Here is a 25576-nt window from a genome sequence, read left to right as displayed (position 1 = left end):
GGCGCCTCACAACCGTCCGCCCTCATCACGACAGGCTGCAGACCGTGTGAATTCATCATAGTCCATTGATTTCCGCCCGACGCTGCCGGGCGGCAAGCGCGTGACGGCAGACGCTACGTTTACGAGTCGGCGCCTTCGCGCAATTCGTCCATGATCTCGTCCATATCCTTTTCCCAGCGTTCCAGCACGGGTTTCAGGGCCGGATCCGGGAAAAACTGCTGCAGCGCCTGCGGATGGCTCGCCACCAGGATGGCCTGTTCGCCTTCTGCAAAAATCGTGATGTTCAGCGGCAGGAAGGGGATCAGTTCGGGATGGGCGGCCGTCACCTGCCGCACTTCGTCCAGCTTGCCGAAATACACCACGCGGTACATGTCGCTCTTGAATTCGCGCCGGGCCAGGTTTTCGTTCACCTGTTGCAGGCGGGTGATCGTATAGCCACGGGACGAAATGGCGCTTTGCAGCAGCGTCATCGCCTCGGGAAAGGGGGCGTTCATGCGCGCCATGATCAGGTCTTCCGCCAGGGCGGGAGAACCAAGGGCAAGCAATGCCAGGACGGCAACGCCCATTTTCTGCATCAGTTTCTTCATAGCGTCGACTCCTCCATGATGGCGGTGTAGTTCTGCTTCATCTGCTCGCACAATTCATTCAACTCGGAATTGTTGAACAGCCGGCTCAGCACCTTGGGGTTGACCGACATCACCTGGACCTTGCCGTCCGGCTTTTCCAGGATGGTGATGCGGCAAGGCAGGAACATGCCGACACGCGGATCGATGGCCAGGGCCTGGTTGAGCAGGCTGATGTTGCAGAAATAGACGATGACCTGTTTCGGGTTTTCGGTTTCCGGCTTGGTCAGGCCATATTCCAGCGTCTGCACCCGCCCATAGAAGAAGTTGTGGGTGGTCACCGCCGTCTTGACGTTTTCCACGGTGGTTTTCAGGTCGTAGGGCGAGTCGCGAACGATCACTGGATTCTCCGCCTGCAATACCTGCGCCGAGCCCGCAAGCGGCTGCTTCTCGAAGCTGCGCACGTAGCTGACGATGTCGTCGATGTCCTTTTCCTTGAGTCCCTGCTTGAGGAAGGAAACCATCGGCGTGCCTTCGCGCCCTTTCATCAGCGTGGCCTTGATCATGGCGTCGGGCGCCGCGGCCAGGAAACCGGGATTGTGCAGCGCCGGCGCCATGATCGGCAGGTCGCGCGGACGCGAGAACGTCACCCCTGTGCCTTTTGCACCTTCGCCATTGACGCCGTGGCAGGCGACGCAGTATTTCTGGAACAGCTGCTTGCCGTGCGTCGGATTGCCCTGCACCGGTTTATCCGAATAGGTGACGGCCCGTCCGCTGTTCCAGGAGCGCACGTAGCCGACGATGGCGTCGATTTCATCTTCCTTCAGGCTGGAAAAGGTTGGCATGACCCGGCCCGGACGGCCAAGGTGGATGGTCTTGCGCAGGTAGTCGTCGCTGATGCTGGCCTGGAACGAAGGCAGCGCGAGGGGAATGCCGATGCCGCCCGTGCCCTTTTCGCCATGGCAGGCGGCGCAGTTACGCGCATACAGCTTGGCGCCATTCAGATCCGCCTCGGCCTGCGAGCAGCCCAATCCGCCAAGCAGGATCAATGCAAGTAGACGAAGCAGCATGAGCGTTTCTCTCCGTTCAATAACAATATATAAATATCCTAATATTTATTCTAAACCTGTAAATCCCCAAAACAAACCGGTTTCGCGCGATTGATTGCCGGGGCATGCAAAAATACGCGCAGGCAGTGCTCGCCGTCGCCCCGCCTGCCTATCTGCTATAGCCGTATCGATCGGCTTTGCAAAGCCGGGAAGCCATGCAAAACCGCGTCCATCCGGCGCTACGATATTCCACGCATCCCTTTGAACGCACAACTGATGAAAGAACTGATCAACTGGTTGCCTCCCGAACTGGCCTCGTTGCCGCGCTACGTCGTGGCACTGGCGATCGGCCTCCTGATGGGCCTGGAGCGCGAACGCAATCCGGCGGCGAAGGCAGGCCTGCGCACCTTTGCCCTGACGGCGTTGCTCGGCGTGCTGGCGGCACACCTCGCAACGACCCTGGGCGAATTGTGGCTGATCGCGGTGGGGTTGTTCCTGGTCGGCGCGATGATGATCGCAGCCTATCTGCAATCGCCGCCCCAGGACGGCGACCCCGGGACGACGACCGTGGCGGCGCTGATGCTGTGCTACGGCCTCGGCGTGATGGTGTGGCACGACGAAATCCAGCTGGCGGTCATGCTGGGCATCGTTTCAACCATGCTGCTGTATTTCAAGCCCGAACTGCGCGGCTGGAGCCAGCGCATGAGCCGCCACGACCTGCTGTCGGTCCTGCAGTTCTCGGTGCTGGCGCTGATCATCCTGCCGCTGGTGCCGAACCGGAATTACGGCCCCTATGGCGCGCTCAATCCCTATCAGATCTGGTGGATGGTGGTGCTGATCGCGGGCGTGGGCCTGGCGGGCTATGCCGCGCTGCGGCTGGCCGGCCAGGAACGGGGCGCGGTGATGCTGGGCTTGCTGGGCGGACTGGTGTCGTCCACCGCAACGACCCTGGCCTTCAGCCGCCACGCCCGTGCCAGCCGGGACATGATGCCGATCGCCGTGATCGTCATTGTGCTGGCCAACCTGGTGGTGCTGGTGCGCCTCGGCGTGCTGGCCGCCGTGCTGGCGCCAGGGGTGTTGCCGCACCTGCTGCCTGTGCTGGTTGGCGGGCTGGCCGGTGGCACCCTCGGTGCCGCATTCGGGGTACGCCACTTGCAGCCGCAGGGTGCGCTACCTCCTCTGGCGATGGCCAACCCTACCGAACTGCGCACGGCTTTGGGCTTCGGCCTGATGTATGCGATGGTCCTGCTGGCGGCAGCCTGGCTGTCCGACTGGCTGGGAACGCGCGGGCTGTACGCCGTGGCGCTGGTATCGGGGCTGACCGATGTCGACGCCATCACCCTGTCCAGCCTGCGGCTGTATAGCCTGGACAAGTTGACGGTGGCCATGGTGGTCAATGTCGTCACGCTCGCCACACTGGCCAACCTGTTCTTCAAATCGGCCCTTACCCTCGTCATCGGCGGCTGGAAGATGGCGCGTCACGCGATCGCCGGCATGGGAACGGTGGGGCTGGGGATGGTCGCCGCCTGGGCTATAATGCACGGTTTTTCCGCCTAGCCACAGCACAATCATGGAAGCCGAAAGCCTCAATCAGATCGAAGCCAAACTCGCCGACCTGGGCGAGCGTGCCACCCAACTCAGGGGGTTTCTTTGACTACGATCACAAGAAAGATCGTCTAGAAGAAGTCATCCGCCTGTCCGAAGCCCCCGACTTCTGGAACGACGCCGCCCGCGCCCAGGAACTGGGACGTGAACGCAAGTCGCTGGAAGGCGTGGTGCAGGTGCTAGACCATGTGGCGTCGGGCCTGAAGGATGCCGCCGAGCTGTTCGAGATGGCGCGCGAGGAAAACGACGACGACACGCTCGCCGCCGTTCAGGCCGACATCGCCGGCATCGAGAAGGACGTCTCCACGCTGGAATTCCGCCGCATGTTCAACAACCCGGCCGACCCCAGCAACTGCTTCGTCGACATCCAGGCCGGCGCCGGCGGCACCGAAGCCTGCGACTGGGCGTCGATGCTGCTGCGGCAATACCTGAAATACGCCGAACGCAAGGGCTTCAAGGCCGAACTGCTGGAAGAATCCGAAGGCGACGTCGCCGGCATCAAATCCGCTTCGATCAAGATCGAGGGCGATTACGCCTACGGCACCCTGCGCACCGAAACCGGCGTCCATCGCCTGGTGCGCAAGTCGCCGTTCGATTCGTCCGGCGGCCGCCACACCAGCTTCGCCAGCGTGTTCGTCTATCCTGAAGTCGACGATTCGATCGAGGTGGACATCAACCCTGCTGACCTGCGCATCGACACCTACCGCGCGTCCGGCGCCGGCGGCCAGCACATCAACAAGACCGACTCGGCGGTACGCATCACCCACCTGCCCACCAACATCGTGGTGCAGTGCCAGAACGACCGTTCGCAGCACAAGAACCGCGCCGAGGCGATGTCGATGCTGAAGTCGAAGCTCTACGAAGCCGAACTGCGCAAGCGCCAGGCCGAGCAGGACAAGCTCGAAGCCGGCAAGTCCGACGTCGGCTGGGGCCACCAGATCCGCAGCTACGTGCTCGACAACTCGCGCATCAAGGATTTGCGTACCAACGTCGAGGTTTCCGCCACGCAGAAAGTGCTCGACGGCGATCTGGACGTGTTCATCGAAGCAAGCCTGAAACAGGGCGTTTAAGCCCGCGCATTCCTGGGAGACGCCATGCGTACCGACACCCCCGTCACGCTGTTTCTCAAGGACTACGCCCCGCCCGCCTGGCTGATCGACGCGGTCGATCTTCACGTGGCGATTTTCGACGGCCATGCCGAAATCAAAAGCCGCCTCGCCTGCCGGCGCAATCCGGCGGCTCAAGCGAGCCCGCTGGTGCTGAACGGCGAAGCGCTGGAGTTGATGAGCGTGACGCTGGATGGCGCCGCGCTCGACCCGACACGCTACGCCTGTGTCGACGACCGGCTGACGATCGTCGCGCCGCTGCCCGATACGTTTCGGCTTGAAACCACGGTGCACATTCATCCGGACCGGAACACCCAACTCTCCGGCCTGTACAAGTCGAAAGACGGCTACTTCACCCAGTGCGAAGCCGAGGGCTTCCGGCGCATCACTTTCTTCCCGGACCGGCCGGACGTGATGGCGACATTCAGCTGCACGGTGGAAGCCGACCGCGCACGTTTCCCGCATCTGCTGTCCAACGGCAATCCCGCCAAAGCCGGCGCGTGCGAGGACGATGCGACGCGGCACTGGGTGCGCTGGGAAGACCCCTTCCCCAAACCCGCGTATCTGTTCGCACTGGTCGCGGCCAAGCTCGACGTGCTCGAAGACCGCTATACCACCGCCTCAGGCCGCCCGGTCAAGCTGGAAATCTACGTCGAGCCCGGCAAGCTCGACCAATGCGGCCACGCCATGGCGGCGCTGAAGAAAGCCATGCGCTGGGACGAGCAGCGCTTCGGCCTGGAATACGACCTCGACCGCTACATGATCGTCGCCGTCGGCGACTTCAACATGGGGGCGATGGAAAACAAGGGCCTGAACATCTTCAACACGAAATACGTGCTGGCGCGCCCGGACACTGCGACCGACGCCGACTACCAAGGCATCGACCGCGTGGTCGCGCACGAATATTTCCACAACTGGACCGGCAACCGCGTGACCTGCCGCGACTGGTTCCAGCTGTCGCTGAAGGAAGGTCTCACCGTATTCCGCGACCAGGAATTCGGCGCCGACACCCATTCGCGCGCGGTCACCCGCATCCAGGAAGTGCGCGCCCTGCGCGTCGGCCAGTTCCCCGAAGACGCGGGGCCGATGGCGCACCCGATCCGGCCGGCCTCCTACGCAGAGATCAACAACTTCTACACCGCCACCGTCTACAACAAGGGCGCGGAAGTCATCCGCATGATGCACACCCTGCTCGGGCGCGACGGCTTCCGGCGCGGCATGGATCTCTATTTCGAGCGCCACGACGGCCAGGCCGTCACCTGCGACGACTTCGTCGCGGCGATGCAGGACGCGTCCGGCGTCGACCTCGCACAGTTCCGCCGCTGGTACGCGCGTGCCGGCACGCCGCGCCTGCATGCCACGGGCGCGTATGACGCCGAGACCCAGCGCTACACGCTCGCGCTCACCCAGCACCTCGCGCCCACCGCCTACGAAAAGCGCCTGGCCGAATCGGGACAGCCCGTGATCGATGGCGTGCTGCATATTCCCGTCGCGTTCGGACTGGTTCTTCCCGACGGCCGCGACGCGCCACTGCAACTTGCCGGTGAGCCCGCGGCTTCCGGCACCACGCGCGTCCTGTCGCTGACCGCGCCCACTCAGACCTTCGTCTTCGAAGCCATACCCGCCGCCCCCGTCGTCTCGCTGCTGCGCGACTTCTCGGCGCCGGTGCAACTGGAATTCGAGCAGACCGATGCCGAACTCGCGCACCTGATGGCGACTGACTCCGACGCCTTCAACCGCTGGGAGGCCGGCCAGCGACTGGCGACGCGCGTGCTGCTCGCCGGCATCGCAGCCGGCGGTGTCGGCTGCGACTGGATACCCGACGCCTTCGTTGCCGCCTGCGGACGCGTACTCGACGACGGCTTGCGCGGCGACCCCGCACTCGCCGCCGAAGCACTCAACCTGCCCGCCGAGACCGTGCTCGCTGAAGCCGTGGTTGCGCAAGGCGGCATCATCGACCCCGACGTCATCCATACCGCGCGCGTGGCCCTGCGCCGCCACCTCGCCGCCCGCCTGCGCGACTCATTCGAAGCCGTGTGGACGGCCCTTGCCCCCGCCGCAGCCTACGCACCCGACGGCGCGCAGGTCGGTCAGCGCGCGCTGCGCAATGCCTGCCTCGCCTACCTGGCCGAAAGCGATACCGACTATCTGAAATCGTCTGTCGTGCCGCGCCTCGCCGTCCAGCTCAAGGCTGGCGGCAACATGACAGACGAAATCGCTGCGCTCGCCACACTCGCCAACCTCGACTTGCCCGAGAGAGAAGCGGCACTTGCCGACTTTTACACGCGCTGGCAAACCGAAGCCCTGGTCATCGACAAGTGGTTCTCCGTGCAGGCCACCTCGCGCCTGCACGGAACCGTCACCCACGTACGGGCGCTGATGCAGCACCCCGCCTTCGACCTGAAAAACCCCAACCGCGTCTACGCCCTGATCCGCGGCTTCTGCGGCGCCAACCCGCGCCACTTCCACGCCGCCGACGGCAACGGCTACGCCCTGGCAGCGGATGTGATCAGCGAACTACAGGCCATGAACCCGCAGGTGGCGTCACGCATCGCGCGCAGTTTCGACCGCTGGCGCCAGTTTGACGCCGACCGACAGGCGCATGCGCGCGCCGCGCTGGAACGCATCGCGGCGGTCGAGGGGCTGGCGAAGGATGTGGCAGAGGTGATAGGGAATGCGTTGAAGGCTGGATAGTCAGCCAAACAGGTACTTGTTGACTGAATTGTTGGGGCTACCATCGCCCCTTGGCAGCCAACCAGGCTGATCTTAAGGGGTGCCTGGTATCGGCCTTTTCGGCCAGTCATGCTCTCCACAACCGGACACCCATCAAAGTCCGCTTACAACGATGCAAATTGGCATTTTTGAACCACAGACCGTCACAACTTGCAGTTCAAATGTCGGTAGTAAGCCGACAGCGGCCATTCCTGGAACAGTCGCTGCCTAGCTTCAACACTTAAACATCCGTTTGCTCCGCAATATCCAGAGCGTCATCCACCTCAACTCCAAGATATCGTATGTGTGCCGTAGACGGAAGGATCAAGCCCGATGGAGGCAATCCATTTATCGACGATCCTGGCATAAGCGCGCGGGGCAATCTGGTTTCCTTGGCAATATCCCTGACCCGAAGCGCAACAAGGTCACAACAACGTAACTTGCTATCGATAGCCAGGTTGAATAGGGCCAGTTCCCGTGTGCGTCTGGTCAGTTGAAGAGGATCCGAATCGCCCGGGTTTCCTCAAGCTTCAGGGGCGGCTTCTGGCCGGTCAACTTGCCTTTGTTCCAAGGCACGTGAACATGTTCGGTATTAGGGATGGCATCCATGATGAGCTCCTTAGGAGGTGAAAGGAGCTTCATTCATAGGACTTCGATACGCGATTTCCGGTCTGGTATAGGCCTTCACCGCTCTGTGAGTGATCGGCAAATCAGGAGTATGAGCATCATTTCTCCAAAGCAGGCAAAGTGAGTTGGAACCGTGTTGTTTGATCAGCAGACATCACTGTGATTGAGCCGCCATGGGCGTCAACGATGGATTTGACAATGGAAAGCCCCAGCCCAGCTCCATCTCCCTTGCGCTGACGCGATGGATCAACACGGTAGAACCGGTCGAACAGTCTGGGGAGGTGCTCAGCCGGGATATCCGTGCCCGGGTTCTCGACGGAAACGGTGGCCTGCCCCCCGTGCCTGGCCAAGGATACATACACGGTTTGGCCGGGTGGAGTGTGCTGGATGGCGTTCGATATAAGGTTGCTGAGCGCGCGCCGCAACATCAGTCGGTCGCCAGGAACGGTGGCCGACCCTGTCTGGGCCAGCGAAACGCCACGCTCTCCTGCCCAGGCTTCAAAGTAATCAAACAAATTCTGGGTTTCATTGGCCAGATTGACTTCTTCCAGACCCGGTTTGAGCAGGCCATTGTCGGCCTGTGCAAGATAGAGCATGTCGCCAACCATCTGCGCCATGCGTTCATAATCCTCCAGGCTAGAGTACAAAACCTCCTTGTATTCATCATTACTGCGTGCACTGGAAAGTGCCACTTGGGTCTGGGTCATGAGGTTGGAAATGGGTGTGCGAAGTTCGTGCGCGATGTCAGAAGAGAACGCGGAAAGACGCCGAAAGGAATCGTCCAGACGAGCCAGCATGGCGTTAAAAGCAGTTGCGAGAGGCTTGAGTTCCACCGGTAAATCGGTAGTCGGCAAGCGTTCTGCCAAATGTTCGGCAGACATGCCCGCCACCATATCGGTGACTTGGCGCAAGGGGGAAAGCCCCCATCGGGTGGCTACCCAGCCCAGACTGGCTGTGGCCAGGGCGGCCAAAGCGATGGCGAGAGCCAGCACTGACCGGAACTTATTCATGAAGAGATCATGATGTTCGATGTCCAGTGCGACCGCTACGGTGTAGCGCTTGCCGCTGCCTGTCGTCATCGACACGGCCATGCCTCGGTAGCTCACCCCGGCCTGCTTCCACTGCCGCAAGGCGCCGGACGTACAGGCTATCGGCTGAGTTTGACAATCTTGCAGCAGCGTGCGTGGGAAAACCGCGCCTGACGTGGCGAACCAGATATTGCCCGCCGCATCCATTACCGCCACTGCGAGACCATGGTGGCCGACCAGGGCGTCATTCAGTTGTTGAGGCAGAGAATCCAATTCCGCCTGGGTAAAAGTGTGCTTGAACAAATTCTGGATGAGTGCCCGCTTGCCATTGAGTTCGTCTCGATCCCCCTCCTCGAAATGGGTCTCCACCACTTGCGTCAGGAAATAGCCCGTCGTCAGCAGAACCAGGGAAGCCGCCACGGCGAAAAGCAGGCTAATCCGGGCAGTCAGCGACAAGATTTTCATGGTTCCGCATTTGCCGGGAAGGTTTCCAGCACGTAGCCCATTCCCCGCACGGTGTGGATAAGCTTGAATTCAAACCCCTCGTCAATCTTGACTCGCAGCCGCCGCACCGCCACATCGATGACGTTGGTATCGGAGTCGAAATTCATGTCCCATACCTGGGAGGCAATCAGGCTGCGCGGCAGCACCTCGCCCTTGCGGCGCAGAAACAGTTCGAGCAGGGCGAATTCCTTGGCTGTCAGCTCGATCTTGCGCCCTGCTCGTGTGGCGCGTCGCCGTAGTAGATCCAGTTCCAGATCGGCAACCTTGAGGACAGCGGATTCCAGACTGGCATGCCCCCGGCGAACCAGGGAGCGCACCCGGGCCAGCAGCTCGGCAAAAGCAAAGGGCTTCACCAGATAATCGTCGGCACCCAATTCCAACCCCTTGACCCGGTCTTCGACCTGGTCGCGTGCAGTCAAAAACAGCACTGGCATGTCCATGCCAGCCCGGCGAACGCCTTCGAGCACCTGCCAGCCATTGATGCCGGGCAGCATCACATCCAGGATCATCAGATCGTAGTGCCCCGCTTTGGCAAGTTCCAGCCCATCCCATCCCTCGCGAGCCAGATCCGTGACGAAACCGGCCTCGGTGAGACCTTGCTTCAGGTAATCGCCCGTCTTGGGCTCGTCTTCGACGATCAGGATTTTCATGGTCGGAACATCAGACTGGATAGAAGCATCCTGCCACAGCTCACTCCCGATGAAGGTGCGCATTACAGATTTGTAATCGGCTTGTCAGATTGATGTTGGGCACACATCCGCAGGATACCGTCAAACGCGCGCCTTGGCGCTGTGACCGAAAATGGCCTGACGGTATCGATAGGCTGCATTCGCCAGACGACTGAGTTTTCTTGCGACTTAACCTGAATATTCGAGAACATCATGCGTCGCACCCTGTTGATTTTTGTTGGCTTGCTGCTCACGAACCCCGTTTACGCCGTCAGCCTGCGCGCAACTCTGGATCAAGCCTGGGAAACAAGCCCCCAAGCGCAAATCCTGGAGGCAAGGCGCGCGGAAAGCGATGCCCAGATCGTCGCCGCGAACAGTCTGCTGCCCGGCTCACCCGCCGTCATTTTGAGCCATCGCGGCGATCAGTTGACCAACAATGCGGGCTTGAACGAGTGGGAAGCCGGCATCGCTTTGCCCATCTGGCTGCCCGGTCAGCGCGATGCGCGGCAACGCCAGGCGCAAGCCGGCAAGGGTAGCCTGGAAGCCAGTATTCGTGCGTTGCGCCTGAAACTGGCGGGAGAACTGCGCGAGTCTATCTGGCAAGTGCGCCAGACTCAGGCCCAAATCCAGCTCGACGAAGCGCGCGCGCGCACTGCGAAAAAACTGGCGGACGATGTCGCCCGGCGGGTTCGGGCAGGAGAGTTGGCCAGGACCGATTTGAATCTGGCACAGAATGAATGGCGCACCGCCCAGGCAGCGGTTTTGCTAAGCCGTACCCGGCTACTCCAGGCTCAGCAAACCTATGCCACTCTCACCGGCATGACAGCCTTGCCTGACGACATGTCGGAAAGCGTGCTGCCGAAGCCCCTGCCTGACGACCATCCGTTGCTGGAAGATGCGCGCAAAGCGATCGAAACGGCGCAGGCGCAAGTACGCCTGGCAATCGAATCGCGCCGCGACAATCCAGAGCTTGGGCTCGGTATGCGCCGGGAGCGTGGCAGCCTGAACGACCCTTACGCCGACTCCGTAATCATCTCCATGCGCCTGCCCTTGTCCACCGATGCGCGCAACCTGCCGCTCATCAGCGCTGCCCAAACCGCCCTTGCCGACGCGCAAAGCCAATACAACCGCACCCGGCTCACGCTGGAATTCCAGATACAGCAGGCGGAGCAAAGCTTGCAAGCCACCGGTCAACTGCTGGAGATGGCGCAGCAGCAGCGAGCCGCAACGCAGGAAAACCTTGAACTGATCCAGAAATCCTTCGATCTCGGCGAAACCGACCTATTCGCCCTGCTGCGCGCCCGAGCGGCCGCGTTTGACGCCGGGCAGGCTTGCAACCAACAAGAAATCGCGCAGGCGCTGTCGCGCGCCCGCCTCAATCAAGCTCTGGGAGTCTTGCCGTGACGACAATCAAAAAAATGGCCATTTATTTGCCATGGATACTGGTTTTGCTGATGCCGCGCTTCGTCTTTGCCCACGGCGACGAAGACCATGGCAACGAGGCACGCGCGCCAGTCAGCTTGTCTGCGTCCGGGTCGCTGCTGGAATTGAAATCACCCGATGTAGAACTGCTGGGTGTACTTCAGGACGGCAAGCTCACGGTCTTTGCCGACCGCTACGCCACCAACGAGCCTATCCTCAACGCGAAAATCGAACTGGAAAGTGACGGACGCAAGCTTCAGCTACTGGCGACGAAAGACGGCAGTTACACGGCCGCTGCGGACTGGCTGAAGCAGCCCGGCACGCATGAGGTTGTGGTGAGAGTGGAAGCAGCCGGCCTGGAGGATTTGCTGATCGGCACCTTGCAAATACCCGGTTTGAAGCCCGGCGAAGACCGCGGCCGCGCCTGGCTCGACTACGGAAAATGGGCGGCGGGCGGCTTAACAGGCGCCATCGCGCTGTTTGCGCTGTTCAAACGCATCCGCCGCCGCAAGGGTGCGGCATCAAGCCTGGTGTTGCCCGTGTGTGCGGCTTTCCTGCTCGGCGGGCACAGCAATCCCGGCTATGCCCACGGCGACGAAGATCATGGCGACAAGCCCAAAGCCGCACCCGTTGCTGCTGCGATGAACACCGTAGCGTTCGCCGCGCAGGCTTCCCCCGTGCGTTTGCCCGACGGCAGCATTTTTGCACCCAAGCCCGCGCAGCGGCTGCTCGGCATCCGCACCGAGCTGGTCAAGACGCGCGACATTGCCAAAACGCTTGAGCTCAACGGCCATGTCAGTGCCGATCCGAATTTCAGCGGACGCGTGCAGTCCAGCCAGTCGGGGCGCATTGTCGCGCCCGCCGGCGGCTTTCCCACTTTGGGCATGAAGGTGGGGAAAGGGAAAGTTCTGGCCTACATCGAACCCGCCGCCAGCAACATAGACAAGGGTAATCAGCAGGCGCAACTGGCCGAACTGGCAAGCAATCTGCTCCTGGCTGAAAAGCGCGCAGAGCGGTTGGAGCAATTGGTGGGCAGCCTGCCGCAAAAGGAGATCGACGCAGCGCGGGCTGAAGCGGCAAGCCTCAAGGCGCGCAAGGCGGCGGTGGCGGCCAGTCTGTTCCAGCGCGAAGCCCTGCGCGCGCCGGTTTCCGGCGTGGTGAGCCGGGCCGATGTGGTCGCGGGACAAGTGGTGGAAGCCAGGGAAGTCCTGTTTGAAGTGCTTGATCCATCTAGGCTCCGGGTGGAGGCCGTTGCCTACGACACCACGCTGGTCGGACAGGTGGCGAGCGCTTCCGCCGCGACTTCCGGCAACCAGCCATTGACGCTGGCGTTCATCGGTCAAAGTTATCAACTGCGCGAACAGGCGCTTCCCATGCAGTTCGCTATCAAGCCTCCCTTCCCCACGTTGAGCGTGGGCCAGCCGGTGAATGTGTTCGTGCAATCCCAGCAAACCATCCGTGGCATTCCCGTGCCGCAAGGCAGCCTCATGAAAAACAACAATGGGGAAACCATCGTGTGGGTGCACGCCGCCGCCGAACGCTTCGTGCCGAAACAGGTGGGCGTGCAGCCGCTGGACGCCAATACGGTTGCGGTGCTGGAGGGGTTGCATGATGGCGACCGGGTGGTGACGCAGGGAGCGGCATTGCTTACGCAGATCCGCTGAGAGACCTACATGTTTAAAGCAATCATTCAATCCAGCCTGAGCCAACGCCTGTTCGTCATCGCTGCGTCGCTCCTGCTGCTGGTATACGGCACGCTCAGCCTGAAACAGCTGCCGGTGGACGTGTTCCCCGATCTCAATAAGCCCACCGTGACGCTGATGACCGAGGCCGCCGGCATGGCGCCGGAGGAAGTGGAGCAGCTCATCAGCTTTCCCATCGAGACGGCGATGAACGGACTGCCGGGCGTGACGCGGGTGCGCTCGGTTTCCGGCATCGGGTTGTCCATCGTGTACGTGGAGTTCGACTGGGGCACGGATATTTACCGCAACCGCCAGCAGATCGCCGAGCGTCTAAGCCTGGTACGTGAGCAGATTCCCGCCGGTATCACGCCACAGATGGGGCCGATCAGTTCCATCATGGGCGAGATCATGTTGATTGCGATGACCGCCGACCCTGCCCATGCGAGTCCGATGCAGGTGCGCGAACTGGCGGACTGGGTGGTGCGTCCGCGGCTACTCACGATCGCGGGCGTGTCGCAAGTGATTCCCATCGGCGGCGAAGTGAAGCAATACCGGGTGACGCCCGATCCGGTCAGCCTCGGCCGCCTCGGCATCACCCTGGAACAAATTGAAAAGGCACTGGCGAATTTCGCTACCAACACCAGCGGCGGTTTCCTGGAGTCGCAGGCACAGGAATATTTGATCCGCAATATCGGGCGCACCACCAAACTGGAAAATTTACAGGACCTGGTGATCGACTACCGTGAAGGGACCCCTGTTCTGCTCAAGCAAGTCGCCAAGGTGGGCTTCGCCGCCCGCCTGAAGCGCGGCGACGCGAGCTTCATGGGCAAGCCCGCGGTGATCCTGTCGTTACAGAAACAGCCTGGAGCGGACACGATCAAGCTTACGCGCGAAATCGAGGCGGCGCTCGCGGAGCTGAACAAGAACATGCCAGCCGGGATCGCGGCTAAAGACATCTTGTTCAAGCAGGCGAATTTCATCGAAAGCTCGGTGAGCAACGTGGAAGAGGCCTTGTGTGACGGCGCCATCATGGTGGCGATGGTGCTGTTCCTGTTTCTGCTCAATTTCCGCACCACCTTCATTTCGCTCACGGCGATTCCCGTCTCTATCCTAATCACGGTGTTGGTGTTCAAATATTTCGGGCAGTCGATCAACACCATGACGCTGGGGGGCCTGGCCATTGCCATCGGCGAACTGGTGGACGATGCGGTGGTGGGGGTAGAGAACGTATTCCGGCGCTTGAGGCAGAACCGTGCGCAGGGAGACAAAATACCCGTACTGGAAGTCATCGCCGCAGCCACGCTGGAAGTGCGTTCCGCCATCGTCTATGCCACGCTCATCATCGTACTGGTGTTCGTGCCGCTGTTCGTGCTGTCCGGCATCGAGGGCAAGCTGTTCGCGCCTTTGGGTGTCGCCTACATCGTGTCCATCCTCGCCAGCATGCTGGTGTCGGTCACGCTGACGCCGGTGCTGTGCTACTACCTGCTGCCGAAAATGAAGCGGCTGGAGCACGACGACAGTCCGGTCGTCAAAAATCTCAAGCAATGGGACGCTGGCCTGTTGCAATGGTCGTTTGACCACAGCAAGTTGGTGCTGGGCGCAGGCCTGCTCGCGGTGGCGCTCGCCGCCGCAGCCGTGCCGTTCTTCGCCCGCTCCTTCCTGCCCGCGTTCAACGAAGGCACGCTCACCATCACGGCCGTGATGAATCCGGGCACCTCCCTGTCGGAATCCAACCGCATCGGCACCCTGGCGGAACAACTGATTTTGCAAGTGCCGGAGGTGACCCAGGTGGGGCGGCGTACCGGTCGCGCCGAGCTGGACGAGCATGCGGAAGGCGTGCACTACAGCGAGATCGACGCAGATCTGAAAAAATCCGGCCGCTCCCGCGAGGCCGTTCTGCAGGACATCCGCGACCACCTCGCACCGCTTCCCGCCTCGGTTAATACCGGTCAGCCCATTTCGCACCGGCTCGACCACATGCTGTCCGGGGTACGCGCGCAGATCGTGCTGAAAATTTTCGGCGACGACGTGGACACGCTGCGCGGCCTGGCAGCGGATCTGCAAACCCGACTTGCCAAGGTCCCTGGCCTGGTTGATTTGCAACTGGAAAAACAAGTGCGCATTCCGCAACTGCAAATCCGTGTCGATTACGCCAAGGCCAGGCAATATGGCGTCACCCCGGCAGCAATCAACACTGCACTGGAGACGCTTTCCAACGGCGCCACCGCAGCACAGGTGATCGAAGGCAACCGCCGCTTCGACGTGGTGATTCGCCTTGCAGATACCGACCGTAGCGCGCAAGGCTTGAGCAATCTCTTGGTGGAAACGCCGAGTGGACGCATCCCATTGCGCCTCATCGCCGAAATCCAGGACAGCGACGGTCCCAACCAGATCCTGCGCGAAAACAGCCGCCGCCGCATGGTGCTGATGGGCAACAGCGACGGCACCGACATGGCGCAGATCATCCGCGACATCCGCGCCGAGCTCGCCAAATTTCCGTTGCCAGAAGGCTATTTCACCAAGCTGGAAGGCCAATTTCAGGCACAGGAAGAAGCCAGCCAACTGATTACCGGGCTGTCTCTGGTGTCATTGGCCATGATCTTCCTGGTTCTCTACAGCCGTTACAAATCCACCGTGCTGTCGCTGATGATCATGGGCAATATTCCGTTGGCTCTGGTGGGCAGCGTCATTGCGCTGTGGCTATCCGGCGGCACATTGTCGGTGGCAAGCCTGATCGGATTTATCACCCTGGCCGGCATCAGCACACGCAATGGCATCCTGAAAATCAGCCACTACATCAACTTGGTGGCGCACGAGGGCGAAACATTCGACAAGCAAATGATCATTCGCGGCAGCCTGGAACGTCTGACACCCGTGCTGATGACCGCACTGGTGGCGGCCTTCGCCCTGATTCCGCTGATGCTATCCGGAGGCGATCCGGGCAAGGAAATCCTGCATCCGGTTGCGGTGGTGATTTTTGGCGGTCTGGTGAGTTCCACGCTGCTGGATACCCTGCTTACGCCGGTGATGTTTTACCTGTGGGGCGAAAAACCGATGATGAAGCTGCTGGCACAAGGCAGTAAGGAAAACTTCTGATCCAGCAAAAAATGAACGGAATGTGAAGAACCAAAAATAGCAGTCCCTTTTCAAACCTTATCTGTGGAGCCACAAAATGAAATACCTGAAACCATCCGTCCTCGCCTTGACTATGTTCTTCGCGCAAGGCGCGTTTGCCCATAGCGACGAATATCTCGACACCCAAACCGCGCCTCATGGCGGTCAGTTACGCATGGTGCAGCAGTACCACTATGAACTGGTGGTAAAAACCAACGAAGTGAGCGTCTATATTACGGACCACGCTGGCAAAAAAATTGACACCCAGGGCGCAACGGGCACCGCAACCATACTTTCCAGCAAGAGCAAGGCCAGTGTGAAGCTCGTGCCCGCTGGCGACAATCAAATGAAAGGCTCAAGTAAATTCGAGCTTGCGCCCGACATGAAGGTCGTGGTTTCCGTCGCGTTATCTGGTCAGACCGCGCTACAGGGTCGTTTCACGCCTATGCAGCGGACGCCACCAACTTCTACATCCTCTATGTCCGGCCAGATGTAGTGATCTGAACATCGAGCCAATCCGGAGGGGCTGGCCTTAACACGACCGATGCTTCAAAGTGCCCGGATCAACCAGGCTGCAACTGGTTTTCCGCGCTGTCAGACAGTCGTTATCGCCGGGCTTGTGTTCGAACGAACACTGCCGTGACTGGAGTATCCCCCAATCCTTGGGAGCGCAAGCATGGGGCGGCAGGTTCGGCGGGGAGTACACGCAGCCAAAAAGCTCTCCAGGCTCAGCACTGTTTCAAACATGAATGTCCCTTTTTATCGGTCGAAAAAGGCTCGATACCTCTGTTTCAAGTAACGACAGGAGCCTTGGAGTGGAAAGGCCGATGGCAATGATCTCAAGAGCCTTCCAAAGGCCAAGACTCCCCACGGCGCGCCAACGACTTATCTGGGCCGAAGATGACACAAATGTAATCTCTGCGTCAGGTTAATGTGGCAAGCCCCATTCCATACTGACCTCACTCCTGAACAAGGACATTGGATGAAGAATATTGTTGTCAGCCTTCTTCTCATCGGCAGTCTTTCCCAGGCGTCCTGGGCTGCTCCAGCAAGTCCGGTGATTGATGTCTACAAGAGCCCGACTTGCGGGTGCTGCAATAAGTGGATTGATCATCTCAAGGCGAATGGATTCACCGTCAGAGGCCACGACACAGACAACGTGGTGCAGCAGAAGTATCGCCTTGGCGTACCGCCCGGCTACGGATCCTGCCATACCGCCGAGGTTAACGGCTATCTGGTGGAAGGACATGTGCCGGCCAGGGAAATCAAGCGCCTGTTAAGAGAGAAACCCAAGGCGCGCGGCTTGGTCGTTCCTGCCATGCCAATGGGCTCGCCCGGCATGGAACAGGGCAGCCGCAAGGATCATTACGATGTCCTGCTCGTGAACAACGATGGCATTCCCCAAACCTACGCCCGCTATTGAAAGAGACCTCCATGAAACGCAGCCTCTCAACCCTTCTCGTCACCCTGTTCCTAGCCCTGCCAGCCTGGGCCGACGTGGGTCATATCAGTCATGGCAATGCAATGAGCCATGCGACCATGACCACGACGTTATCCGAAGGCCAGGTGAAGAAAATCGACAAGGATCAGGGCAGGCTAACCATCAAGCACGGCCCCCTGGAAAATCTCGGTATGCCTGCTATGACTATGGTATTCCGCGTCCAGGATGCAAGTTGGCTCGATCGGGTTAAGCCGGACAACCGCATCAGATTTCTGGCCGAGAAAGTCAATGGCGTCCTCACCGTGACCACGCTCGAAGTTGTCCAACCGTAATGCTCATTTTCCCCACGCAAAGGAGTTAACCATGAAACGCCACACACTATTTGCCACGCTGACGCTTTCCGCTTTGGCTATGCAACCCGTTCTCGCGGATGACGCGCACCATCCCGATCAGAAAGCCGGCGCGGTAGCACCCGCTGCCGAGCAGACGATCCAGAAGATGCAGGCCAATACCAAACGCATGCAAAGCCAGCTGGAACAGATGGCCAAGTCCAAAGACCCGGCTCAGCGCCAGAGGCTGCTGCAGGAGCATATGCAGACCATGCAGGAAAACATGATGGCAGGGAAAAGCATGATGGGCGGCATGATGGACTGTCCGATGATGAAAGACGGGATGATGGGCGGCGGCATGGGCATGATGGGGGGCAAAGGGGGAATGATGGGCCAGGGCATGCAAGGCGGCATGGCAGGGCAGGACGACATGATGACCAAGCGCATGGACATGATGGAAAAGCGCATGGACATGATGCAGATGAACATGGGCATGCCCCCGGGCAGCCCCGAGAAACCGGCCAAATGAGCGAGATCCTGAGCGCCGGACAAGAGTGCTAGCACATGCTTGGCTTTGAACATTACGGCATGGAGTGGGGGATGATCCTGATTTGGCTCATTCCTGTCCTGCTGATCGCCCTGGTCATCCGCAACGTCATCAGCGGCCGGGATGGAAAACCTGAGCGCACGTCTCTGGACATTCTGGAAGCACGTTATGCGCGCGGTGAAATCGATCGGGATGCGTTCCTGAAACGGCGCGCCGATCTGACAGAGTAAAGCCGTGACTATCCGGTGATCCAATGATCGTCGCGAATGCTGCCGGCCAAACAAAGGAGGACGATCATGAAGTCTGTTTCGAACGTGCTGTGGACGATGACTATTGCCATTGCCGCGGCGACCACCACACTTGCTGGGTATGCGGCTCCGTTGCCCATGCCCCCGAGCTTCACTGATGAAGTGGCGCCAGAGGTGGTGTTGCGCACCTACCCCCTCGGCGTCATCACCAAACAAGCCGCCTTCAGTCACCATGGTAAAGCCGTCCATACCTTAATCCTGCCCAACGGCAAGGAAGGCTGGGTATACGAGGTGGGGGACAAGCAAGCCAAAACTTACCAGCATCCCACAACGAAAAAGCATACCGTCTACGAAACCGGGCCGGGTTACGGTGTGCGCATCTATACCCTGGAGTTCGACGACAAAGGGGTGGTCATCGACGTGCTTTACAACGAACAAGGGCGACATGACGGCCTCACTGCCCTTCAGGTGCAGCGCAAGGTTCGCGGCGAAGGCCACAGCGTGAAATGACAGTAGTCATGACATAGAGGCAACCGGCGTATGGAGGGAATAGGTTGGGACATGCTATGCGTCTCATCGAATCTCTGGGTAACGATCGAGTCTGCTGTTAATGGAGACGGTCAGATCGTATTTTGTATAAGGCAAGACGGTTTTCATGAACGTCAAGATTATTGCGACCAGGAGTTGCAGTCACGATTTGAGCTTGCAACAAGAACTCAGGGATAGGGACCATCCCATTCGAGATGTTGTTTGTCGAGGACGAGCCGGACGTGGTCATGGCGCACGCCATTCGGCATTCCCCGAACCTCCTCGTGAACGATGAAGGCGTTTTCCGGGGACAACCGACGCCGCATGAGCTACGACGGGAGCTCTTGGGCCAGTTAAGTCATTAGCCGTTCTTCACCGGATAGCCTGAAGGGGCAACGCTACGGCAGGCGCATACCCTTGATGGCCTCAGGCGTCGTGCGTTGCCATAAGGAGTGCAGGCCATGAATGCCAATTCGTCTCACCTCCATGAGGGCAGTGGAACCGGACACGCTGGCCATCCCCACGGCGGCGACGCAGAGCACGGCACTCATGGCCACCATGCTCACATGGTCGCCGATTTCCGCAAGCGCTTCTGGATTTCCCTGATCCTCACCTTGCCCATCCTAGCCCTGTCTCCCGGTTTGTGGGACATGCTCGGGCTCGCGGCACCACTAGCTTTTCGCGGTGATGCTTATGTCCTGTTCGCTTTTTCCAGCATTGTGTTCTTCTATGGCGGCTGGCCGTTCCTGAAGGGGTTCGGAGAAGAACTCCGGAAGCACCAGCCCGGCATGATGACGCTGATCGCGGTGGCCATCAGTGCGGCGTACTTCTACTCCAGTGCGGTCACCTTCGGCTTGTCCGGCATGGGGTTCTACTGGGAACTGGCCACCCTGATCGACATCATGCTGCTGGGCCACTGGATCGAGATGAAATCGGTAATGGGCGCCTCCGGCGCGCTGGAGGCCCTGGTGCGGCTGCTGCCTGCCGAGGCGCATCGTCTGTCTCCAGATGGCGCGACCGAGGACGTGCCAGTGAACGATTTACAAACCGGCGACCGGGTGCTGGTCAAACCGGGCGAACGGGTACCTACGGATGGGGTGATTATTTCCGGCCAGACCATCCTGGATGAATCGATGCTCACTGGCGAGTCCAAACCGGTGGAAAAAGGCGAAGGTGCGGAGGTGATCGGCGGCTCGGTTAACGGCGAGGGTGCCGTCACTCTGGAGATACGCAAGACTGGGGATGAGACCTATCTGGCTCAAGTGATGGATATGGTGCGGCGCGCCCAGGAATCCCGCTCCCGCAGCCAGGATCTGGCCAACCGGGCGGCAGTATGGCTGACCGCCATTGCCTTGAGCGGGGGCTCGCTGACATTCATTGTCTGGCTCGGGCTGGGGCGCGATCTGGAGTTCGCTATCGAACGGGCGGTGACGGTGATGGTGATCGCCTGCCCGCACGCACTGGGACTGGCAGTGCCTCTGGTTGTGGCGGTGAGCACCAGCCTGTCGGCGAGCCACGGCCTGCTGATCCGCGACCGGGCCGCCTTCGAGCGCGCTAGAAATCTGCAGGCGGTCGTGTTCGACAAGACCGGAACGCTCACCGAAGGGCGCTTCGGAGTTTCCGACAGCATCCCGCTCGGCGACCTGGATGAATCCGCCTGCCTGCGCTTGGCGGCGGCCCTGGAAAGTCAGTCCGAACATCCCATCGCCAAGGGCATCCTGCATGCCGCCGAAGCGCGCGGCATCGTTCTCCCTGCCGCATCCGAATTTCGTAACCTCACCGGCCGCGGTGCCGAGGCAAAGGTGGAAGGGCATGACATCAAGGTGGTCAGCCCCGGTTATCTGCACGCCGAGGGTCTGTCGGCAAACGACCCGCGCCTGGAAAAACTGGCCGGACAGGGCAAGACCCTGGTGTTTCTGCTGGTGGACGGCGCGGTCGCCGCGGCCTTTGGCTTGGCCGACGTGGTGCGCCCCGAGTCGCGAGCGGCGGTGGCTTCTCTGAAAGGCATGGGCATTCAGTGCATGATGCTCACAGGTGACTCACAGGCGGTTGCCAAGACCGTCGCACAGGAGTTGGGCCTGGACGACTATTTCGCCGAGGTGCTGCCGGAGCAGAAGGCGGAGAAAGTCAAGGAAGTGCAATCGCGCGGGCTGACCGTGGCCATGGTGGGCGACGGCGTCAACGACGCACCGGCGCTCACCCAGTCCGACCTTGGCGTCGCCATCGGCGCCGGCACCGATGTTGCCATCGAGTCGGCCGACGTCGTGCTGGTGCGAAACGACCCCCGCGATGTAGCCGCCATCCTGGGCCTGGCCCGCGCCACCTACCGCAAGATGGTGCAAAACCTGCTCTGGGCCACCGGCTACAACGCCTTCGCCATTCCGCTTGCCGCCGGCGTCGCTGCATCGTGGGGACTGTTGCTCACGCCTGCCATGGGCGCCGTGCTGATGTCGTTGAGTACGGTGATTGTGGCTATCAACGCCCGGCTATTGGGAAGAAGCGGGGTAACTGCCGAGTCGAGCCCCCCAGGAAAGTAGCCAAGGACAATCGATGAGTACCCCTGTCAAGGATCCGGTCTGCGGGATGGATGTCGTCCCAGCGCAACTCGAAACGATATACGAGGGGATTCACTATGCCTTCTGCTCGGAGCAATGCCGACAGCGCTTCGTCGCCAATCCCCACCTCTACATCGGGGTGCCCGGCGAGAAAGCGCCCAAACAGAAGGGCGTGGTGTTGTTCAAGCGCAGACGCTTTCAACTCGACACGCCGCTCGCCGCACATGACGCCGTGGTCTTGGGCGAGGCATTGGGTGCCATGATGGGTGTGAAGGCAATCGTGATTCAGGACGACAACATAGTGACCATCACCTACGACCTGCTCCAGGCAACGGCTGATCAACTCGAAGCGAAGATGGGAGAGGTGGGCGTAAAGCTAGGCGAAGGCTGGGCGGAGCGATTGCGTCGCGGCTTCGTGCATTACATGGAGGAATGCGAGGTGGAAAACCTGGAAGTGAATCCTCACCATTAGCATGGTTAAAACGCTCCTGAGGTTGCTGCGAAGGCAGCCATAGGGGGCGCTCAGCCAGAGGACAGTTGTGGATCCGCTCAGGCACGAGGAGCAGATATCCGTGACATCAACCTCAAGGTCCGATGGCCGGTAACGCCAATTTGGAGCCGGTCCTTAAAGCAGACTTTCGAGATCTGTCAGCAGCCATGTGAGGGTGACCGGCAAGGCCGACGACCTGCCTGCCAGGCCTGGATTGTCAACCGTCGCAACCTCTGTGTTCAGCGTGGGCCGGCCAAGGTGCCCGAACCTCTCCCGCAACATCATTCTCGTACTTGACGACTTCCTCGCTGGTCCAGTCGCCGAAGTTACCCTTCAGGATTCCCAGGGTGTAGTGGTTCTCGTACGGCGGAAGGGCTGCGGGTGCGGCGTGTACGGGTCCATCACTCCGCTCGCAACTGGTCAAGCCGTGCCTTGACCTCGCGTTTGCCCATCTTCCGGACAGCCGCGATGACGGCGAGCTGCTCGGCCCTTGGGCGCGACGTACCGGTTTCCCAGTTGTAGATGGTTTGGGCGGAGACGCCCACCAGCGCCCCCATCTCCGGCGCGGACAGTCCGAGCCGCGTCCGCTGCGCACGCACACCTTGCGGTTTGAACCTCAGTTTCGTTTCGGATTCCTTGTCGGCGATAGGCGCGACCTTCTTCGGCACCATTTTCTCGAGGCGGGATATCTGCTTTTCCAAGGCCTCGATGCGCCGCTTCAAAGCGGCGATATCGGCGCGATAACGGCTCGATGCCTTCTTGAGGTTTTCGGTTTCGCCGCGTAACTGCCTGCGGACGAGTCGGGCGATTTCTTCCTTGAGCACGGATGCGATGTTCGACAATTGAGGGGCCTCATAACGTACGGGTAAAGGTAAATGGTACAGGGATCGGCTTCGTCCAACTGCGCTGATCGACAGCCATCGCCAAATTGGTCGCCAACGCCTCGGTCTTTGCTGCCATTGTTAACACTGGAGACAATGAGCGGCCGGTGTGGAGCAGCTTGCCGACTCCGGTACGAAGTTCGGGCTAAATGTCTACTTTCGACAACGGCAGGGGACGGCAATCGACCCTAAAGTAGGCGGTCATGGGCTACTCGTCGAGAGTCCGTTGAGTAGCTGGAAACGGCCAATCAGAACTCCAGCAGAAGCGCACCTGGAAGGCTGAGCAACCCATTTTTCTTCCGTGTCGGATAAGACGCCGATATTTTAGTGAAAATCGGACAACTGTTCTTATCGGTCAATCACGCCGTCCGAAACCATTTCCGGCTTCGGCGCAATTATCTCAGCAACTTTACGTTTTCTTAACACTTTCCTCATCAGTCTTAGCCGCATCTTTATTGGCAGGTCTCTATAGTCCATTGCATCGCCGTTCACGTTGCAAGGAGATGTCATGGACCTGTTCTACCTCGCAGGCATTGCCCTGTTCTTCGCCCTGGTGGTGGGCGTCGCCGTCGGCTGCGCAAAGTTGGGAGGCACCCAATGAGCGGGTTACTCATCGTCAGCGCCATCGTCGCGATTGGGTTGCTTGTCTACCTGATCGCCGCCCTGCTCAAACCTGAGGACTTTTCATGACTACCCATGCCTGGCTCCTGCTTGGAGCGTATCTGGTAATCCTGCTGCTGGTGGCCAAGCCACTGGGTATCTATATCGCCAATGTGATGGAAGGCCGCGGCTTTGCGATGCGCCTCGGCGGCCCTATCGAGTCCGTGCTGTATCGCCTCGGCGGCGTGAAGAAGGACGAGGAAATGGGCTGGCTGAAATACGCCTTTGCCATCCTGCTGTTCAACCTGCTCGGCTTCCTGGCCGTCTACGCGCTGCAACGGCTGCAGCTGTGGTTGCCGCTGAATCCCCAGGCGATGGCCAACGTCAGTCCGGATTCGTCGTTCAACACCGCGATCAGCTTTGTCACCAACACCAACTGGCAGGGCTACGGTGGCGAATCGACGATGAGCTACCTGACCCAGATGCTCGGCCTGGCGGTGCAGAACTTCCTTTCCGCCGCCACCGGCATCGTCGTCGTCATTGCGCTGATCCGCGGCTTCGCCCGCCACACCGCCAAAACCATCGGCAACGCCTGGGTCGATCTCACCCGCATCACGCTCTATGTGCTGCTGCCGATCTCGCTGGTCTACGCCGTGTTCCTGGTCGGCCAGGGTGTCATCCAGAACTTCGATGCCTACAAGAACGTGACGACCGTGGAGGCCACCCGGTACGACGCGCCCAAACTCGATGCCGCCGGCCAGCCGGCCAAGGACGACAAGGGCAACGCCGTCACCGAGTCCGTCTCGCTCCGGACCCAGTCCTTGCCGATGGGCCCGGTCGCCTCGCAGGAAGCGATCAAGACGCTCGGCACCAACGGCGGCGGCTTCTTCAACGCCAATTCGGCGCATCCCTTTGAAAATCCAACCCCGCTCGCGAACTTCATCCAGATGCTGTCGATCTTCCTGATCCCGGCGGCGTTGACCCTGACCTTCGGCCGCATGGTGGGCGACATGCGTCAGGGCTGGGCGGTGCTGGCCGCGATGACGCTACTGTTCGTGGTCATGGCGGTTGCGGCGATGAGCTTCGAACATCAGGGCAACCCGCTGCTGGCCAGCCTGGGCACCGACACATCGGTCGGCAACATGGAAGGCAAGGAGACACGCTTCGGCATAGCCGACTCGGGCCTCTTCGCCACCATCACCACGCTGGCCTCCTGCGGCGCGGTCAATTCCATGCACGACTCCTTCATGCCGCTGGGCGGCTTCGTTACCCTGTGGAACATGATGCTCGGCGAAGTGGTGTTCGGCGGTGTCGGAACGGGGCTGTACGGCATGCTGGTGTTCGCCGTCATGGCGGTGTTCATCGCCGGCCTGATGATCGGCCGCACGCCGGAATACCTGGGCAAGAAGATCGAGGCCTACGAGATGAAGATGGTGTCCATCGCCATCCTGGTGACGCCGCTGCTGGTGCTGGCCGGTACGGCCATCGCCGTCATGGTCCCGGCCGGTGTCGCCGGCATCGCCAACCCCGGCGCGCACGGTTTCTCGGAAATTCTCTACGCCTTCACCTCGGCCGCCAACAACAACGGCAGTGCGTTTGCCGGGCTGTCGGCCAACACGCCCTTCTACAACACCCTGCTCGGCATCGCCATGTGGTTCGGCCGCTTTGGCGTGATCGTGCCGGTGCTGGCCCTGGCCGGCGCCCTCGCCGCAAAGAAGCGCATTACCGCCAGCGCCGGCACCATGCCCACCCATGGCCCGCTCTTCGTCGTGCTGTTGATCGGCACGGTGGTTCTGGTCGGCGCGCTGAATTACGTCCCCGCGCTTGCGCTCGGGCCGGTGGTCGAGCATCTGATGCTTGGGCTCGCTCACTGAGCC

General features: G+C 60.6%; 21 protein-coding genes. 16 read left to right on the top strand and 5 right to left on the bottom strand.

Features of this window, described 5'->3' with window-relative positions:
* Positions 1 to 119: 119 nt before the first annotated feature.
* Together B058_RS0106955 and B058_RS0106950 are read right to left on the bottom strand one after the other, a co-directional pair.
* Complete coding sequence (locus tag B058_RS0106955) at positions 120 to 587, bottom strand: DUF302 domain-containing protein (protein WP_018507759.1); 468 nt, start codon at positions 585 to 587, stop codon at positions 120 to 122.
* A complete protein-coding gene (locus tag B058_RS0106950) occupies positions 584 to 1633 on the bottom strand; it encodes a c-type cytochrome (protein WP_018507758.1) in 1050 nt (349 codons plus the stop codon). The genes B058_RS0106955 and B058_RS0106950 overlap by 4 nt, the downstream gene beginning before the upstream one ends.
* 255 nt (positions 1634 to 1888) lie before the next feature.
* Here B058_RS0106950 and B058_RS0106945 point away from each other — a divergent pair, with 255 nt between their 5' ends.
* From B058_RS0106945 to pepN, 3 genes are all read left to right on the top strand, one after another.
* Positions 1889 to 3169, top strand: coding sequence for an MgtC/SapB family protein (locus B058_RS0106945; protein WP_018507757.1), 1281 nt, complete (start codon positions 1889 to 1891; stop codon positions 3167 to 3169).
* Positions 3170 to 3182: 13 nt separating this feature from the next.
* Positions 3183 to 4287, top strand: a protein-coding gene (gene prfB / locus B058_RS17825) for a peptide chain release factor 2 (RefSeq protein WP_157265637.1) whose coding sequence is annotated in 2 segments (ribosomal slippage) — positions 3183 to 3263 and positions 3265 to 4287 — 1104 coding nt in all. Because the reading frame shifts where the segments join, the coding sequence is not laid out codon by codon here.
* A 24-nt stretch (positions 4288 to 4311) separates the two neighbouring features.
* A complete protein-coding gene (pepN, locus tag B058_RS0106935; RefSeq protein ID WP_018507755.1) occupies positions 4312 to 7017 on the top strand; it encodes an aminopeptidase N in 2706 nt (901 codons plus the stop codon).
* Positions 7018 to 7760: 743 nt separating this feature from the next.
* Here the strand turns inward: pepN and B058_RS0106925 are convergent.
* Together B058_RS0106925 and B058_RS0106920 are read right to left on the bottom strand one after the other, a co-directional pair.
* Entirely contained in the window at positions 7761 to 9155 is a 1395-nt protein-coding gene (locus tag B058_RS0106925) for a heavy metal sensor histidine kinase (RefSeq protein ID WP_018507753.1), read from the bottom strand.
* A complete protein-coding gene (locus tag B058_RS0106920) occupies positions 9152 to 9844 on the bottom strand; it encodes a heavy metal response regulator transcription factor (protein WP_018507752.1) in 693 nt (230 codons plus the stop codon). Before B058_RS0106920 ends, B058_RS0106925 begins: the two co-directional genes overlap by 4 nt.
* A 231-nt stretch (positions 9845 to 10075) precedes the next feature.
* Here B058_RS0106920 and B058_RS0106915 point away from each other — a divergent pair, with 231 nt between their 5' ends.
* The 11 genes from B058_RS0106915 to B058_RS0106860 all read left to right on the top strand — a co-directional run bounded on the left by B058_RS0106915 (position 10076) and on the right by B058_RS0106860 (position 22200).
* On the top strand, positions 10076 to 11266 hold the full coding sequence (locus tag B058_RS0106915; protein ID WP_018507751.1) for a TolC family protein: 1191 nt from the start codon (positions 10076 to 10078) through the stop codon (positions 11264 to 11266).
* Positions 11263 to 12948 (top strand): efflux RND transporter periplasmic adaptor subunit, encoded by a 1686-nt coding sequence (locus B058_RS0106910; protein ID WP_018507750.1) that lies wholly within the window; start codon positions 11263 to 11265, stop codon positions 12946 to 12948. The genes B058_RS0106915 and B058_RS0106910 overlap by 4 nt, the downstream gene beginning before the upstream one ends.
* A 9-nt stretch (positions 12949 to 12957) precedes the next feature.
* Positions 12958 to 16062 (top strand): efflux RND transporter permease subunit, encoded by a 3105-nt coding sequence (locus B058_RS0106905; protein WP_018507749.1) that lies wholly within the window; start codon positions 12958 to 12960, stop codon positions 16060 to 16062.
* Positions 16063 to 16138: 76 nt separating this feature from the next.
* The gene (locus B058_RS0106900; protein WP_018507748.1) at positions 16139 to 16576 is read left to right on the top strand and encodes a hypothetical protein; all 438 of its coding nucleotides are present in this window, start codon (positions 16139 to 16141) and stop codon (positions 16574 to 16576) included.
* A 486-nt stretch (positions 16577 to 17062) separates the two neighbouring features.
* Positions 17063 to 17503 (top strand): DUF411 domain-containing protein, encoded by a 441-nt coding sequence (locus tag B058_RS0106895; protein WP_026240715.1) that lies wholly within the window; start codon positions 17063 to 17065, stop codon positions 17501 to 17503.
* Between the two features lie 11 nt (positions 17504 to 17514).
* Entirely contained in the window at positions 17515 to 17853 is a 339-nt protein-coding gene (locus tag B058_RS0106890) for a copper-binding protein (protein ID WP_018507746.1), read from the top strand.
* 31 nt (positions 17854 to 17884) lie between these two features.
* On the top strand, positions 17885 to 18379 hold the full coding sequence (locus B058_RS0106885) for a hypothetical protein (RefSeq protein WP_018507745.1): 495 nt from the start codon (positions 17885 to 17887) through the stop codon (positions 18377 to 18379).
* 71 nt (positions 18380 to 18450) lie between these two features.
* Positions 18451 to 18627 (top strand): SHOCT domain-containing protein, encoded by a 177-nt coding sequence (locus B058_RS0106880; RefSeq protein WP_018507744.1) that lies wholly within the window; start codon positions 18451 to 18453, stop codon positions 18625 to 18627.
* A 66-nt stretch (positions 18628 to 18693) separates the two neighbouring features.
* Positions 18694 to 19155 carry a hypothetical protein gene (locus B058_RS0106875; RefSeq protein ID WP_018507743.1) on the top strand — a complete coding sequence of 154 codons (462 nt, stop codon included), beginning with the start codon at positions 18694 to 18696 and terminating at the stop codon, positions 19153 to 19155.
* Positions 19156 to 19634: 479 nt separating this feature from the next.
* The gene (locus B058_RS0106865; protein WP_040723624.1) at positions 19635 to 21710 is read left to right on the top strand and encodes a copper-translocating P-type ATPase; all 2076 of its coding nucleotides are present in this window, start codon (positions 19635 to 19637) and stop codon (positions 21708 to 21710) included.
* Positions 21711 to 21723: 13 nt separating this feature from the next.
* Entirely contained in the window at positions 21724 to 22200 is a 477-nt protein-coding gene (locus B058_RS0106860; protein WP_018507739.1) for a YHS domain-containing protein, read from the top strand.
* 419 nt (positions 22201 to 22619) lie between these two features.
* Here the strand turns inward: B058_RS0106860 and B058_RS0106850 are convergent, their stop codons facing one another.
* Positions 22620 to 23042, bottom strand: a complete 423-nt coding sequence (locus B058_RS0106850; protein WP_245539273.1) for a helix-turn-helix transcriptional regulator — start codon at positions 23040 to 23042, stop codon at positions 22620 to 22622.
* A gap of 654 nt (positions 23043 to 23696) precedes the next feature.
* On the opposite strand from B058_RS0106850, the gene kdpF reads away from it, so the two are divergent.
* Entirely contained in the window at positions 23697 to 23789 is a 93-nt protein-coding gene (gene kdpF, locus B058_RS0106840) for a K(+)-transporting ATPase subunit F (RefSeq protein ID WP_018507735.1), read from the top strand.
* The gene (gene kdpA, locus B058_RS0106835) at positions 23786 to 25573 is read left to right on the top strand and encodes a potassium-transporting ATPase subunit KdpA (protein WP_018507734.1); all 1788 of its coding nucleotides are present in this window, start codon (positions 23786 to 23788) and stop codon (positions 25571 to 25573) included. Before kdpF ends, kdpA begins: the two co-directional genes overlap by 4 nt.
* Positions 25574 to 25576 lie beyond the last annotated feature (3 nt).

The sequence above is a fragment of the Thiobacillus thioparus DSM 505 genome (genome assembly GCF_000373385.1).
Lineage (GTDB): Bacteria > Pseudomonadota > Gammaproteobacteria > Burkholderiales > Thiobacillaceae > Thiobacillus > Thiobacillus thioparus.
The sequence above is the reverse complement of the archived record's forward strand: the minus strand, read 5'-3'. Positions and strand labels throughout refer to the sequence as shown.